Origin of the sequence: Promicromonospora sp. NPDC060271 (genome assembly GCF_042726755.1) — a bacterium.
Lineage (GTDB): Bacteria > Actinomycetota > Actinomycetes > Actinomycetales > Cellulomonadaceae > Promicromonospora.
In genome coordinates this window covers 1-14708 of sequence record NZ_JBHXBG010000136.1, presented here as the reverse complement: position 1 = coordinate 14708, position 14708 = coordinate 1, and the positions used below count along the sequence as shown (strand labels likewise).

Annotated in this window: 16 protein-coding genes and 1 other RNA gene; 3 read left to right on the top strand and 14 right to left on the bottom strand. The window is 70.2% G+C overall.

All coding sequences use genetic code 11. The features are described 5' to 3' along the window. Positions 1 to 95: 95 nt before the first annotated feature. The 8 genes from ssrA to ACFWE2_RS18880 all read right to left on the bottom strand — a co-directional run bounded on the left by ssrA (position 96) and on the right by ACFWE2_RS18880 (position 6481). Positions 96 to 464: a transfer-messenger RNA gene (gene ssrA, locus ACFWE2_RS18915) on the bottom strand. A gap of 122 nt (positions 465 to 586) precedes the next feature. Further along, positions 587 to 1060: an SsrA-binding protein SmpB gene (gene smpB / locus ACFWE2_RS18910; protein WP_377225763.1), complete on the bottom strand. Its 474-nt coding sequence runs from the start codon at positions 1058 to 1060 to the stop codon at positions 587 to 589. 90 nt (positions 1061 to 1150) lie between these two features. After that, entirely contained in the window at positions 1151 to 2551 is a 1401-nt protein-coding gene (locus ACFWE2_RS18905; RefSeq protein ID WP_377225762.1) for a peptidoglycan DD-metalloendopeptidase family protein, read from the bottom strand. After that, complete coding sequence (ftsX, locus tag ACFWE2_RS18900) at positions 2551 to 3462, bottom strand: permease-like cell division protein FtsX (RefSeq protein WP_377225761.1); 912 nt, start codon at positions 3460 to 3462, stop codon at positions 2551 to 2553. Before ftsX ends, ACFWE2_RS18905 begins: the two co-directional genes overlap by 1 nt. A 2-nt stretch (positions 3463 to 3464) precedes the next feature. Continuing rightward, on the bottom strand, positions 3465 to 4241 hold the full coding sequence (gene ftsE / locus ACFWE2_RS18895) for a cell division ATP-binding protein FtsE (RefSeq protein WP_116674058.1): 777 nt from the start codon (positions 4239 to 4241) through the stop codon (positions 3465 to 3467). 145 nt (positions 4242 to 4386) lie between these two features. Continuing rightward, on the bottom strand, positions 4387 to 5496 hold the full coding sequence (prfB, locus tag ACFWE2_RS18890) for a peptide chain release factor 2 (RefSeq protein WP_377225760.1): 1110 nt from the start codon (positions 5494 to 5496) through the stop codon (positions 4387 to 4389). A 69-nt stretch (positions 5497 to 5565) separates the two neighbouring features. Next, entirely contained in the window at positions 5566 to 5937 is a 372-nt protein-coding gene (locus ACFWE2_RS18885) for an ankyrin repeat domain-containing protein (RefSeq protein ID WP_377225759.1), read from the bottom strand. 19 nt (positions 5938 to 5956) lie between these two features. Then, positions 5957 to 6481, bottom strand: coding sequence for a hypothetical protein (locus ACFWE2_RS18880; protein WP_377225758.1), 525 nt, complete (start codon positions 6479 to 6481; stop codon positions 5957 to 5959). A gap of 216 nt (positions 6482 to 6697) precedes the next feature. Here ACFWE2_RS18880 and ACFWE2_RS18875 point away from each other — a divergent pair, with 216 nt between their 5' ends. Then, the gene (locus tag ACFWE2_RS18875; RefSeq protein WP_377225757.1) at positions 6698 to 8014 is read left to right on the top strand and encodes an endo-1,4-beta-xylanase; all 1317 of its coding nucleotides are present in this window, start codon (positions 6698 to 6700) and stop codon (positions 8012 to 8014) included. Between the two features lie 118 nt (positions 8015 to 8132). On the opposite strand, the gene ACFWE2_RS18870 is transcribed toward ACFWE2_RS18875, so the two are convergent. Genes ACFWE2_RS18870 through ACFWE2_RS18845 form a run of 6 tightly spaced genes read right to left on the bottom strand, consistent with a single transcriptional unit; the run spans position 8133 to position 12380 of the window. Then, on the bottom strand, positions 8133 to 8573 hold the full coding sequence (locus ACFWE2_RS18870) for a pilus assembly protein (protein ID WP_377225756.1): 441 nt from the start codon (positions 8571 to 8573) through the stop codon (positions 8133 to 8135). Continuing rightward, positions 8570 to 8953, bottom strand: a complete 384-nt coding sequence (locus tag ACFWE2_RS18865; protein WP_377225755.1) for a TadE/TadG family type IV pilus assembly protein — start codon at positions 8951 to 8953, stop codon at positions 8570 to 8572. The genes ACFWE2_RS18870 and ACFWE2_RS18865 overlap by 4 nt, the downstream gene beginning before the upstream one ends. Beyond that, entirely contained in the window at positions 8950 to 9138 is a 189-nt protein-coding gene (locus ACFWE2_RS18860) for a hypothetical protein (RefSeq protein WP_377225754.1), read from the bottom strand. The genes ACFWE2_RS18865 and ACFWE2_RS18860 overlap by 4 nt, the downstream gene beginning before the upstream one ends. A gap of 37 nt (positions 9139 to 9175) precedes the next feature. Further along, positions 9176 to 10093, bottom strand: coding sequence for a type II secretion system F family protein (locus tag ACFWE2_RS18855; RefSeq protein ID WP_377225753.1), 918 nt, complete (start codon positions 10091 to 10093; stop codon positions 9176 to 9178). After that, on the bottom strand, positions 10090 to 10947 hold the full coding sequence (locus ACFWE2_RS18850; RefSeq protein WP_377225752.1) for a type II secretion system F family protein: 858 nt from the start codon (positions 10945 to 10947) through the stop codon (positions 10090 to 10092). The genes ACFWE2_RS18855 and ACFWE2_RS18850 overlap by 4 nt, the downstream gene beginning before the upstream one ends. After that, entirely contained in the window at positions 10947 to 12380 is a 1434-nt protein-coding gene (locus ACFWE2_RS18845; protein WP_377225751.1) for a CpaF family protein, read from the bottom strand. Before ACFWE2_RS18845 ends, ACFWE2_RS18850 begins: the two co-directional genes overlap by 1 nt. A gap of 338 nt (positions 12381 to 12718) precedes the next feature. On the opposite strand from ACFWE2_RS18845, the gene ACFWE2_RS18840 reads away from it, so the two are divergent. After that, positions 12719 to 13993, top strand: coding sequence for an ATP-binding protein (locus ACFWE2_RS18840; RefSeq protein ID WP_377225750.1), 1275 nt, complete (start codon positions 12719 to 12721; stop codon positions 13991 to 13993). A 158-nt stretch (positions 13994 to 14151) separates the two neighbouring features. Then, entirely contained in the window at positions 14152 to 14607 is a 456-nt protein-coding gene (locus tag ACFWE2_RS18835; protein WP_377225749.1) for a hypothetical protein, read from the top strand. Positions 14608 to 14708: the final 101 nt, after the last annotated feature.

Here is a 14708-nt window from a genome sequence, read left to right as displayed (position 1 = left end):
CCCAGGTACTCGGAGACGGCCTTGATGCTCTCGCCGTCGTGCAGGAGCGTGCTCGCGTACACGTGGCGCAGGTTGTTGACCTGCGACTTCTCGCCTTGTGGAGCTGCCGGGAATCGAACCCGGGTCCGGTGACGCTTTTCGAGTACTTCTCCGGGCGCAGTCTGCTATGGATTTTCTCGGCCCCCGCACTCGCACAGACACGTTCGCGGACAGGCCCAGTCATCTGAGTGTTCCCGCAGCCCCGATGACGAGAGCTACGAGCAGTGGCTTCCTAGATGACGCCGGCTACTGGGACGGAAGCGTCTCCCAGGCCGACGGAGTTCGGGCTCGCTCAGGCGGCGAGGGCGAACTCGTTGCGCGAGTTATCGGCAACTATGTGTTTGCAGGCATCGTTTACGAGATAAGCCTGCATCCTCGGCCCGCTTCTCCTCGAAGCACGACCACCGTCGAAACCGATCAGCCCCTATGTTGTTTTCAACTGCCCCGCCCGAGCTGCGCCCGTGCGGAACGTTCCCATCCTATGCGACAACTCCGCAGACGGGAACGTTATTTCCGTGACAGCCCGCACAGCCGTGGCCGCGGACGGTCAGCGGAGCTCCCGCTGCCGCATCGCCCGCTGCGCCTCGCGCATGTCCTGCTGCTCGCGCAGGGTCTGCCGCTTGTCGTACTCCTTCTTGCCGCGGGCCAGGGCGATCTCGACCTTGGCCCGGCCGTCCAGGAAGTACAGCGCCAGAGGGACCAGGGTGTGCCCCTTCTCGCGCGACTTCGACTCCAGCCGGAGGATCTCCTCGCGGTGCAGCAGCAGCTTGCGCCGACGCCGCGGCGCGTGGTTGTTCCACGTGCCCTGGAAGTACGCGGGGATGTGCACGTTCTCGAGCCACGCCTCGCCGCGGTCGACGGTGGCGTAGCCGTCCGTCAGGGAGGCCCGTCCCATCCGCAGCGCCTTGACCTCGGTACCCGAGAGCACGAGCCCGGCCTCGAAGACGTCCTCGATCACGTAGTCATGACGGGCTTTCTTGTTGTTCGCCACGATCTTGCGCGGATCGTCCTTCTTGGCCATGGTCTCCCTCCGGGATCTGCTGGTGCGGCATGCCCCGTGCGGGCAGCGCGACGCCCCAGTTTACGCGTCCGACCTCGGTGGACCAGGCTTTTACAGCCAGCTCATCGGGTCGACCGTCGAACCGTTGACGTACACCTCGAAGTGCAGGTGGCAGGCTGTCGACGTGCCGGTGGTGCCCGAGTACCCGATCACCTGGCCGCGGGAGACCCGCTGACCCGACGACACGGCGAACGAGCTGAGGTGGTTGGAGCTCGTCATCACGCTGCTGCCGCCGGACGAGTAGCCGTGGTCGATCAGCACCTGGTTACCCAGGCCGTCCAGGTAACGCGCGTACAGCACCGTGCCGTCCGCCGGCGCCATGATCGGGGTACCGCAGTACGCCCGGAGGTCGGTCCCGGCGTGCAGGCGGTAGTACTGCAGCACCGGGTGGAACCGCATGCCGTACGAGGAGGTGACGACGGGGCTCGCCGTCGGGTAGCTGAGGAACGACACGGTTCCCGTGCCACCGCCGCCGGACGATCCGCCGCCCGAGGAACCGCCGCCGCCGGACCCGCCGCCGGCGGAGCCCCCCTCCGCCTCCCGCTCGGCCTGTTCCCTGGCCAGCCGCTCGTCCCGCTCCCGCTGCTCGCGGATGATCCCCTTGAGGTCGGACTCGATGGAGCTGAGCTCCTCCTCGGTGTCCTGCATGTTCTGCACCGCGACGTGCTTGCGCCGCTCGATACGGGACTTGAGCCGCTCCTGCTCGGCGATCAGCTCGACGATCTCGGCCTTGCGCTCGACCGCCGACTGCTTGGCCTGCTCCTTCGACCGTACGTTCTCGTCCGCCAGGCGCTTGAGCTCCGTGACCACCTCACGGATCGCGGTCAGCCGCGCCTGGAGGTTGCGGGCGGTCGCCTCGGCGCTCTGCAGCTCGGCGAGCGTGCGCGCCCGGATCCGCGCGGCCGACGACGAGACGGAGTACCCGTCGATGAACTCCTCGGTGCTCTGCGCGCCGGTCACGAGGCCGATCGTCGAGGCGTTGCCCGCACCGCGGAACTCCTCGCGCGCCATCTGCGCGATGTCGTCGCGCGCCCCGTCGACCTTGCCGGAGCCGTCCTGGAGAAGCTGGGTGACCGTCGCCTCCTCCAGCTGCGCGTCGGCCAGACGCTGGGCAAGGATCGCCGCCTCCCGCTCCGCGCGTTCCAGCTCGGCCTCGGCCACGGCGAGCTCTGCCTCGGCGACGGGCAGCCGGCCCTCCACCTGGTTCAGCTCGAGCACGGCGTCGGCAAGCCGCTTGTCCGTGTGCTCCAGCTCGGCCTCGAGGTTCTCGCGCTCCTCCTCCTTGGCCTGCTGCTTCCGTTCGGCGGCGGCGCGGCGGTCGTCGAGGTCGTCGGCGTACCCGACGGTGGCGCCGCCGAGCAGGAGGGCCGCCGCGAGGGCCGCGGCGACGGGGCCGCGCGCATCAGCACTGCGTGCGACGATCCAGGACCGAAGGCTTCGTGAAGTCGTCATCAGATCCTCGTGTACCGGTTCAGGGTGAAGAAGGACGAGAGCGCGGCCAGGGCGACGGCCATGATCACGAGCAGCGGCGCGACGCGGAGCACGTCGACCTCCGAGACGTAGGCCACCCAGTCGACGGACCGTTCGAGCCAGTCGCTGACCATGAACCGCACGGCGAGCCAGAGGCCACCTCCGGCCAGCAACGACCCAAGCACTGCCGCCAGCGCCCCCTCCAGCAGGAACGGGAGCTGGATGAACAGGTTGGACGCGCCCACCAGGCGCATGATCTCGGTCTCCTTGCGCCGCGAGACGGCGCTCAGCCGGATGGTGGTCGTGATCAGCAGCACGGCGGCCAGGAGCATGACGCCGGCGAGCCCGGCGGCGAGCAGCGTAGCGACGTTGAGCGTCCGGAACAGCGGTTCGAAGACGGCGCGCTGGTCCTCCACGATCTCCACGCCGTCACGCCCGGAGAGCACGTCGCTGACGACGGCGAACTGCTCGGCGTCGGCCAGCTTGAGGCGGAGCGAGGCCTGCATGTCGTCGGCGGTGAGCTGCGTGCCCTGGTAGCCGTCGGGGTAGCGCTCGCTGAACGCCTCGAACGCCTGCTGCTTCGACTCGAAGTAGACGGCGCTGACCTCGTCGGACAGCTCGGTGTCGATGAGCTGCCGCACGGCGTCGACCTGGGCACGGGTGGCCTCGCCGCCCGCGCACGTCGGCACGACGGAGCCCTGCGGGCAGAGGAACACGGAGACCTCGACGAGGTCGTACCAGTCGTCCTTCAGCTTGCCGATCTGGGCCTGGAGCAGGGCTGCCGCGCCGACGAACGTCAGCGACACGAAGGTCACGAGCACCACCGCGACGACCATCGTGGTGTTGCGGCGCAGGCCGGAGAAGACCTCGCCCAGCACGAACTGGAAGCGCACGGTCAGCTCCCCCGCACCGTCTGGACCGGCGCGCGGGTGCCGCTGCCCGGGGCGTCGAGGACGGGCGACGCGCCGACGTCGGGCAGGATCGCCTCGCGCTCGCCGTAACCACCCCGCGCCTCGTCGCGGACGACGACGCCGTCGGACAGCTCGACCACGCGGCGCCGCATCTCGTTGACTATCTCGTCGTCGTGCGTGGCCATGACCACCGTGGTGCCGGTGCGGTTGATGCGGTCCAGCAGGCGCATGATGCCCAGCGACGTGGTGGGGTCGAGGTTTCCCGTGGGCTCGTCGGCCAGGAGGATCTGCGGCCGGTTCACGATCGCGCGCGCGATCGCGGCACGCTGCTGCTCACCGCCCGACAGCTCGGTCGGCATCCGCTTGCCCTTGCCCGCCAGGCCGACCATCTCCAGGACCTCGGGCACGGTGTCCCGGATGACGTGGCGCGGCTTGCCGATCACCTGGAGGGCGAACGCGACGTTCTCGTGGACCGTCTTGTTCTGCAGCAGCCGGAAGTCCTGGAACACCACACCGAGCTGACGCCGCAGCGTGGGCACGCGCCACCCGGAGAGGTTCGCGACGTCCCGCCCTGCCACGTACACGCGGCCCCGCGTAGGCCGCTGCTCGCGCAGCACCAACGACAGGAACGTCGACTTGCCCGAGCCCGAGGCCCCCACGAGGAAGACGAACTCGCCACGCTCGACGTCCACGGAGACCTGGTCGAGGGCAGGCCGTGCGCCGCGCGCGTAGACCTTCGACACGTTCTCGAACCTGATCACGAGCCCGAGACTAGGTGGACGAACCGGTGGCGTGTCGGGCAGACACGCCGACAGAACTCACCCGGTCCGCGAAGTCCACGCACCATATCGGTCAAAACAGATGGCAAGCGGCAATTCGTCCGGGACGACGTGCCCTGCGCGACCGTCAGACCTCGCCGCCACCCCGACGCCAGCGGATGCCTGCCTCGATGAAGTCGTCGATGGCGCCGTCGAACACGGCCTGCGGGTTGCCCGACTCGTGCTCGGTGCGCAGGTCCTTGACCATCTGGTACGGCTGCAGCACGTACGAGCGCATCTGGTCGCCCCAGCTCGCCTTGATGTCGCCGGCCATCTCCTTCTTCTTGGCCGCCTCCTCCGCCTTGCGCAGCAGGAGCAGGCGCGACTGCAGCACGCGGTACGCCGCGGCGCGGTTCTGGATCTGCGACTTCTCGTTCTGCATCGCGACGACGACGCCGGTCGGGATGTGCGTCATGCGCACAGCGGAGTCGGTCGTGTTGACCGACTGGCCACCCGGACCCGAGGAGCGATAGACGTCGATCTTGAGCTCCGACTCCGGGATGTCGATGTGATCGGTCTGCTCGATGAGCGGGATCACCTCGACCGCCGCGAACGACGTCTGACGGCGGCCCTGGTTGTCGAACGGCGAGATGCGCACCAGACGGTGCGTGCCCGCCTCGACGGACAGGTTCCCGAAGGCGTACGGCACGTTGACCTCGAAGGTCGCGGACTTGAGGCCCGCCTCCTCCGCGTACGAGGTGTCGCCCACCTTCGTGGGGTACCCGTGCCGCTCGGCCCAGCGCAGGTACATGCGCATCAGCATCTCGGCGAAGTCCGCCGCGTCCACGCCGCCGGCGCCGGCGCGGATCGTCACCACCGCCTCGCGGGCGTCGTACTCGCCGTTGAGCAGGGTCCGCACCTCGAGGGCCGCGAGGTCCTTGCGGATCTTCTCGACCTCCTCCTCGGCCTCGGTGAGCGAGTCGGCGTCGTCCATCTCCTGGCCGAGCTCGACGAGCGTCTCGACGTCGTCGATCCGGGCACGAAGCTTCTCCACCCGCTCGAGCTCAGCCTGCGCGGCCGAGAGCGCGGAGGAGACCCGCTGGCCCTCGTCCGGGTCGTCCCACAGGTTGGGCGCGGACGCCTGCTCGGACAGCTCGGCGATCTTCGCCTGCAGGGCGCTGGGGTCGCTCACTGCCTCGATGGAATCGAGGGTGGCGCGGAGCGCCTTGATCTCTGCGGGAAAGTCGTTGGTTGCCACGATGTTCAAGGTTACCCGCGCATCGTCGTGCCCGACGCCGGAAGACCCGGCGCCGGCCGGGAGGGCCGCTCAGCGAGCCCCGGGCTCCGGCAGCTCGCGGCCGAACATCTGAGCGGTCGCCCGGGCGCTCGGGTTCCCGGCGTCGAGGTCCGCACCGTGCTCGACGAGCACCTTGATCACGTCCGCCTCGTTCTTGAACACGGCACCCGCCAGCGGCGCCTGGTTCCTGCCGTTCAGCCGGTTCACGTCCGCGCCCCGCTCGGCCAGGCCCGCGGTCAGGTCCGCGTGCCCGTGGTAGGCCGCGAGCATCAGCAGCGTGTTGCCCAGCTCGTCGGCCAGGTCGACGGGGAGGCCCGCGTCGACCAGGTCGAGCAGGAGGTCGGCCCCCTGCCTGGCGAGGTCGAAGATCTGCTGGGGCTCCAGGCGCGTGGGGTCGCTCATGGCCACAACCTAACCCGGCTCACCACGCGCGTGCCGTGGACGACGCCGTCACCGTGATTCCGCCGCCGAACGCCTCGGTGAACCACCGCAGCAGCGGCGGCCGGGACACCATCGCGAGGGACACCCGGGCCGAGCGACCGTCCGGCGACGACGCACCGGTCACCGCCAGCGGGACGCCCGGCGGGTGCTCCGCGAGGTACTGGTCGACGGCGGTGCGCACGTCGGCGTCGGACAGGGTGAGCGGGGCGCCGTCGGCAGGTGCGCCGGCGCCCGCGTAGAAGGCGTCGGGAGACATCGCACTCGCGGCGTCGGCCGCGGCGAGGTCCGCCACGTCGTAGAGCGTCTTGCGGTCCAGGTGGACGGCACTCGCCGAGGCGACCACGGCGACGAGCATCAGGGCGAACCCGACGAACGCGGAGGTCAGCAGCATGATGCGGCCGCTCTCCCGGTCGGTCGGGCCGGCACCGGAGCCGGCCGGGGCGATGGGCGCCGCCGCGTCGCCGGAGGCGTGTCCGACGTCGTCGGCGTGGTCCGCTGGGCTCATCTCCTCATTGTCCAGCGGGTGGCCGACACCTGCCGGACGGCGGTGGCGGTTGTCCACAGCCCGCCGCGACGGGTGCCCGAGCCGACCTAAACGTTTCAGATTCTCCGATCTTTGAAAACGTTTAGCAGAATCCCTTGACAGGCGGCGCTGTCGATAGAAATCCTTTTCCACGTCCGACGGGCCAACGCCGGCCCGTCCAGCACGAAGGGATCAACGATGACCCGAACGCTCACCCCACGCTCGCGGCGCAGCTTGCGAGCAGTCTCGCTCGCCACCCTGACCGCGGTGGTCCTCGCCGGCGGCGTCGCAGCCACCACCGCACAGGCCGCCGGCAGCACGCTGCAGGCGGCGGCCGCGGAGTCGGGCCGGTACTTCGGTACGGCCATCGCGGCGGGCAGGCTCAGCGACTCGGTGTACACGACCATCGCGAACCGCGAGTTCAACATGATCACCGCCGAGAACGAGATGAAGATCGACGCGACCGAGCCGAACCAGAACCAGTTCAACTACACCAACGGCGACCGGATCGTGAACTGGGCCCGCAGCAACGGCAAGCAGGTTCGTGGCCACACGCTGGCGTGGCACTCGCAGCAGCCTGGCTGGATGCAGAACATGAGCGGCTCCGCCCTGCGGAACGCCATGCTCAACCACGTCACCCAGGTCGCCACCCACTACCGCGGCCAGATCCACTCCTGGGACGTGGTGAACGAGGCGTTCCAGGACGGCTCCTCGGGCGCCCGCCGCGACTCCAACCTGCAGCGCACCGGAAACGACTGGATCGAGGCGGCCTTCCGCGCCGCCCGGGCCGCGGACCCGAACGCCAAGCTCTGCTACAACGACTACAACACCGACGACTGGTCGCACGCCAAGACCCAGGCCGTGTACAACATGGTGCGCGACTTCAAGGCCCGCGGCGTGCCCATCGACTGCGTGGGCCTGCAGTCCCACTTCAACGCGCAGAGCCCCGTGCCGAGCAACTACCAGACCACCATCTCGAGCTTCGCGGCGCTCGGCGTCGACGTCCAGATCACCGAGCTCGACATCGAAGGTTCCGGTACCGCGCAGGCGGACAACTACCGGCGGGTCGTCCAGGCCTGCCTCGCCGTCTCGCGCTGCACCGGTATCAGCGTTTGGGGCGTCCGGGACACGGACTCGTGGCGCGCCAGCGGCACCCCGCTCCTCTTCGACGGCAGCGGCAACAAGAAGGCCGCGTACACCTCGACGCTCAACGCTCTCAACGGTGGCGGCACCGGCAACCCCGACCCGGGCACCGGCTGCACGGTGACGGTGAGCAGGACGAACGAATGGAGCGACCGGTTCAACGTCTCGCTGGCGGTGTCCGGCAGCTCGACGTGGCGCGTCTCCATCCAGACGCAGGGTGGCCAGAGCCTGCAGAACTCGTGGAACGCGACAGTCTCCGGAACGAGCGGCACGCTGACGGCGACACCGAACGGGGCCGGGAACAACTTCGGCATCACGCTCTACAAGAACGGCAACAACAACAACCCGACGGCGACCTGCACGGTCCCCTGAGCCGCTGACCCGTGACCTGCCACTGGGGGGCGGGTCAACAGCGAGAGAGGTCTGGTTGTGGGTGTGACCGTTGCGGCCCTGTACCCGTCGGGGCCGCAACGGTCACGCTCACGACCGACTACGGGCGGGGTGGGGCGTAACGGTCGGTCGTGCCCGTTCGGGTCGCCTCCACCGGGATCGACAGAGGTACCCACCCGCGCACGACGTCGGGCAGGAGGGGCAGCGGCACCTCGACCCGCACGACGGCGCTGACCGCACTGCCCGGCGTCAGGCACGGGGAGGCGGAGCACTCCAGGCCGAGCGCGCCGTTCTCGCGCGCGAAGCCCTGGTCCGTCAGGGCGATCCCGACGGCAGCCTCGGCACGCGCGGCGCCCGCCGCCGACGACTCGGCGGTGACCATCGCGCGGACGGCGTCCTTGGCGGCCCCCTCGGCGGCGAACGCGGCGGCCTGGACCCGTCCGACGGTCACCACCAGGTAGACGAGCGGGATCAGCAGGATCAGCGCGACCCCGAGGAACTCGACCATCGCCGAACCGCGCTCCGACTCCCCCGCTGTCACCGCGCCTCCTCCAGCGCGTGGCCCCGCACGGTGAGCGTCCCGCCGGGACCGAGCAGGCCGACGACGGGCAGCGGCGTGCGCACCGTCACCTCGGTCACGACGAGGCCGTCGATCGTGGCGCGGCCGGCCGTGACGTCGCGGGCATAGGCCCCGGTCAGGGCTCCGGCCAGCAGCGCACGTGTGCGCGCGACGCCGTCCGCGGGACCCCGGTCGGCACGGGCCGCCACACGGGCACCCTCCGCGGCCGCGTCGATGGCGAGCGATCGCACGTGCACCGCGAGCGCCACCTGGACCACGCCGAGCAGCAGCGCGAGGACCAGCACGGACACCAGGAGGAACTCGACCGCGGCGGAGCCGTGCTCCGGCCGGCCGGAGCTCACCCCTGGCCCGTGACGCTGCTGATCGCCTGCCGGAACGCGTTCTCCAGCAGCGGGCCGGCCATGGCCCAGAGCGCAACAACAAGGCCGGCTGTCATAAGAGTGATCAAGACCCAGCCGGGCACGTCGCCCCGCTCACGGTCTGGTTCGGGACCGGCCTCTGGGCCGGGACCGTGGCCGTCGCGCATGTCGTTTCCTTTCGAGGGGGTCATTCGGAGAGTCATGTCAGAGCCCGATCCGCAGGGTGGCCAGGCTGGGGAAAACGGCGAAGACGACCGTGACCGGAAGCACGAGGAACACGACCGGGACCATCATCAGGATCTCCTTGCGGCCGCCCGCCTCCAGGAGGGATCGGCGGCCGGCCTCGCGGACGTCACGCGCCTGCGCACGCAACACGTCGGCCAGAGGCGTTCCGCGCTCGAGGGCCACGACGACTCCCTCGGCGAACCGCGAGAGGGGAGGCAGGCCCGACCGGTCCGCGAGCGCCGTCAGGGCGGTGGTGATGGGCGCGCCGGCCCGGACCTCCGCGACCATGCGCCGGATCTCGCCAGCCAGCTCGCCGCGTGCCGTCGAGGCCACGCGTTCGAGGGCTGCGGGCGGGCTCTCCCCCGCGGCGACCGCGAGGGCCAGCAGCTCCGCGATGGTCGGCAGCTCGGCCAGCAGCCGTTCCTCGCGCCGTCGGACCCGCACGGTGAGGGCCTGGTCGCAGGCCACGTAGCCGCAGGCGCCCGCGACGACGACGAGTGCGAGCAGCGGCACGACCGCCGCCCCTCGGGTCGCAGCGAGCAGCAGCGCGAGGCCGAGCCCTGCGGCCAGCCCGGCCACCGTCCACACGACCTGTCGCGCCCGGAAGTGGTCCACCGACTCGACGGACCCTGCCCGGTCGAGCCTTCGCCGTACCTCCTCGCGGGGCGAACCGAACCGATCGAGGCGGGTGCCGACGTCGTGCAGGCCGAGCAGGCGGACCACCGCCGAGGTGCGGCTGACCTCTCTCAGGAGCGTCGAGGTCGCGTCACGCGGGCGGAGGTACGGCGCGAGCCGTTCGTCGAGGGTTACGGCGCGCGACCGTAGCCGGGCGAGCACGATCAGGAGCCCCAGCGCGACGCCGAGGCCGGCGAGTGCCCCCGCCACCCAGCCCGTCACCGCAGCACCCGGCGTTCGGCGGGCAGCCTGCCGATCCGGAGCATGATGCGGTACGCGATCACGGCGCAGAGGCCGCCGATGACCAGCACCGCGACGCCGGTGGGCGAGTCGTAGGCACGCGCCGTCTCCGGCCGGGTGGCCAGCAGCGCGAGCACCACCCACGGCCCGGCGACGGCCACCCGGGCACCGTTCACCGTCCAGCTCTGCCGCGCCTCCAGCTCGCCGCGGGTCGCGGCGTCCTCCCGGAGGAAGCCGCTGAGCGTGCGGAGCAGCCGGCCCAGGTCCTGCCCGCCGACCTCGCGTGTCAGGCGGAGGGCCTCCACTATGCGATCGGCCACCGGGTCGGCGAGGCGCTCCTTGAGCGCGTCGAGCGCGTCCCCGAACCGGCCGCCGGCCCGGTAGTCGTGGGCGAAGCGGTCGAACTGCTCGCGCAGCTCGACCGGTCCGCGCTGCCCGAGCTGAGCCACCGCCTCCGGCAGGGACAACCCCGCACGCACCCCGGACGCGAGGTGGTCCACCACCTCCGGCCAGACCTCCCGCAGCGCCCGACGGCGGCGGCGTGCCCGCGCCCGCACGAGGACCACCGGACCGGGGGCCGCCAGGACGGCGAAGCAGGCCGCGATCGCGGGCGAGTGGGTCAGGGCGAGCCCGACCAGCAGCGTCACGAGGCCGAGCGTCGCGCAGGCTCCGACGAGCATCGCCGGCGTCACCGAAGGCGCGCCGGCCTGCGTCAGCAGGTCGCGGGTCCGCATCTGCCACGTGACCCGGCCGGCGGGTCGCGGTACCGGGGTCCAGAACGACCACCAGACGCAGAACGCGCCGATGCCCAGGAGCAGGCCGATCACGACACCCATCAGCGCACAGCCCAGGGGCCGGCGCCCTGCCGCGCACCCGCGCCCGCCCACGGGCCGGCGCCGCCGCTCGACCCGGGGCGCGTTCCGGCCGGAGCGACCCGTGGGTCCGCGAGCAACGCCCGCACGTCGAACCCGGCGCGCTCGAACCGGTCCTCGCCGGGCGGCATGCCGTCCCCGCGCCGCAGCTCGCCGTCGGCATCCCTGTCGAAGAGCCCCGCGGTCTCGATCCGGCCCTCCTCGACGCGCCCGGTGACGGCGACGATCTCGCGCACCTGGCGCCGGACCACGCCGTCCGCTGCGCGGCTCAGGCCGAGGTGCACCACGAGGTCCACGGCCGAGGCGACGGTGGGCACCACGAACCGGTCGGACACGTTCTCGCCGGCGAGCAGGGGCAGCGTCGTCATCTTGGCGACGGCCTCGCGCGCGGTGTTGGCGTGGAGCGTGCACATCCCGGGTATGCCGCTGTTCAGGGCGATGAGCAGGTCGAAAGCCTCTGCCTCGCGCACCTCGCCGATCACTATCCGGTCGGGGCGCATCCGCAGCGCCTCCTTGACCAGGCGGCGCAGCGGCACCTCTCCCGTGCCCTCGAGGCTCGCCGGACGCGTCTGCAGGGCCACGTGGTCACGGACCGGGAGACGCAGCTCCCAGACCTCCTCCGCCGAGATGACCCGCTCGGATCCCGGGATCGACCCCGCGAGGGCGTTCAGCATCGTCGTCTTGCCTGCTTGCGTCTGGCCGGAGACGAGCACGTTCAGGCCTGCCCGGACCGCGGCGTCGAGGAAGGCCGCGGCCTGTCCGGTCAGCGAACCGAGCCGCACCAGGTCGGTGAGGGCGCGTGCCCGCACCACGTGCTTGCGGATGTTCACGGCCATCCCGCCCCCGGTCATCTCGGGAAGAACCACGTGCAGCCGCTCCCCGCCGGGCAGCCGCGCGTCGACGAAAGGGCTCGACAGGTCGAGCCGCCTGCCCGACGTCTTGAGCATCCGCTCCACCAGGTCACGGACCTGTTCGGTGGTCAGGACGGTGCTGGTCAGCTCCGGCACCCCGCGCCGCGCCACATACACGTGGGTCGGCGCGTTGAGCCAGACCTCCTCGATCTCCGGGTCGTCGAGGTAGGGCTGCAATGGCCCAAGCCCACCAACAGCGGCCGTAACCTCCCGCACCGCTCGCTCCATGTCGGGCAGCCCGAGAAGAACACCACGCGCAGCACGGTCCGCATAGTCCGCGGCCGCTTCGCGCACCAGCTCGCCGAACCGCTCGGGCTCGGCCATCGGGTCGACGCCGCGCCGACGGACGAGCTCCCGTACTTCGCGTTCGAGCAAGGTGATCCCGTCTGCTCGTGCCGCATCTCGCTCCTGGACCACCACGACGCTGTTGCCGACATCGCCCCGAGCCGGCAGGTGCATCCCTGTCCGTTCCACCGCAGCGGGCATGACCCTCCCCCTGAACTCGTACTGCTGAGTCCCTGCCGGCGCCCCCAGTGGATCGCCGCCGCCCCCGACTGTATGAAGATCCACCCGGATCCGCGCGCCACAACCGGAAAGCCTGTGGATAACTCTTTGCCCCCGCTCCGAGACACCCGCGCGCGAGTGAGTCGCAGTCCCGGCAATCCGTGCCCACACTTCGGGTCCGCCAGCTGGTGCAGCGATTCTGCTTGTGGGTGGCGCGAAAGGTCCAACTCGCACATCGGTAGCGCAAGAACACGAAGATCGGTCTCGTAGATACACGAACATTGGTAGCTTAGGATGCCGAGAAACTGTAGTGTAGGGCTGTGGACTACATCCCGAGGATCCTCGACCGTCAGCTCGACGACCTTCTCCAAGGCCTTCCTGCCGTGGCGATCGTCGGCCCCAAAGCAGTAGGAAAGACCGAGACAGCCTCGCGGCGGGCGCGGTCGGTCCTGGACCTGGGCGACGAGTTCGAACTGAGCCTGATTCAGAACGATCCAGGCCGACTGACGAAGGCGGAGCGTCCGGTCCTTGTCGACGAATGGCAGGTACATCCGCCTGTCTGGGATGCGGTTCGGCGAGCTGTCGACCGCGGTGCGGATGCCGGAGACTTCCTGTTGACCGGCTCGGCGGCCCCGACGAAAAAGCCTATGCACTCCGGCGCGGGCCGCATCGTCCAGCTACGCATGCGCCCGATGTCGCTCGCGGAGCGAGCGATCGGCGAGCCCTCGGTGTCGCTGGGTGCACTGCTCGCAGGAGGGCGCCCGCCGGTGTCAGGCGACTCCTCGGTAGGTCTCGAAGACTACGCCCGGGAGATCATCTCCTCAGGCTTTCCGGGGATCCGGCGTCTCCCGGAGCGTTTCCGCAAGGACGCTCTCGACGGCTACCTGGCGGCTGTGGTGGATCGCGACTTCCCCGAGCTCGGTCACGTCGTACGCCGTCCCGGAACGCTACGCGCCTGGCTGCGGGCATACGCGGCGGCGACGTCGACGACCGCCTCGTACAACTCGATACTCGAGGCCGCGACACCCGGAGACGCCGACAAGCCGGCGCGTACCACGACGGTCGCCTACCGCGAGATCTTGGAACGCATGTGGCTTGTCGAAGAGGTCCCGGCGTGGACGGGCATCGGCAGCCTCATGACGGCACTCGGCGCCTCGCCGAAGCACCAGATGTGCGATCCCGCACTGGCAGCACGACTCCTGAACGTCAGCAGTGATGCGCTCCTGGAACGCGCGAATCCCGGCACCGTTCCGCTCCCGCGTAACGGCTCGCTGATCGGCGCGTTCTTCGAGAGCCTGGTCACGCTGTCAGTCCAGGTATACGCGGAAGCGCATGGGGCGCGTGTCAGCCACCTGCGGACAAAACGCGGCGAACGTGAGGTCGACCTCATCGTCGAACGGGGCGACGGCAAGATCGTGGCGATCGAGGTGAAGCTCACGGCGATCCCCGGCGGGGACGACGTCAAGCACCTGAGATGGCTCCAGGACAAGCTGGGCGACGACCTGCTCGACGCCGTTCTCATCACGACAGGACCCGCCGCATACCGACGCGACGACGGGATCGCCGTCGTACCCGCGGAACTGCTCGGCCCCTGAGATCATGGCGGTGCTTCGTGTCCGACCCCGAGCTGCGAGATCCCTGGCGCTGGATACCCCGCAGGGGGCACGAACGTCCAGGTGATCTTGGTGGTCGAGGTACCAGATCACAACCGAGATGCTCGACATACGTGACGTTCGACCTACCTTCATGAGTTGTGGCCGCCACCCCGCTGCACGACCCGTCCGTTGCCGTCCTCCTGGTGAAGCCCAAGAATCTGCCGATCGCCGATCAGACCCTTGAGGTCACCGATATCGAAGACGTCGCCGGGAAGCCGCTCCGGATCACGTACATGAACGGCAAGAGTTACCCCAAGGCCCGGCACGACGTGCAGCTACTCACCGAGATGGAAAGTGAGCCGCTCCCCCATTCCGCCCACCTCCACCACACAGCCTGGCGCGACCGGGTCTCCGCGCCCGCGACAATCCTGCGATTCGCGGGCCCCGAAGGCGACTGGCTCCGGCCGGTCCTCGACGACGGCACCCATCTGCGTGCCGTGCCGCAATCCGAGATCATCACGGTGATCGACGCCGAGCGCCCCGCCGAGACCCAGGCTGTGCTCGACTGCGCGAGGTGCTCGTGCGGGCGCTGGAGCGCGCTGAGTAGCCCTTGAGGCGTGGAACGCCGACAACGTCCCTGTCGTGTTGATGAACGCAGCGGGAATCGACGGCGAAGTGCAACCCCGACCCCGCCGCATGGTTCGCTCATGAGCCC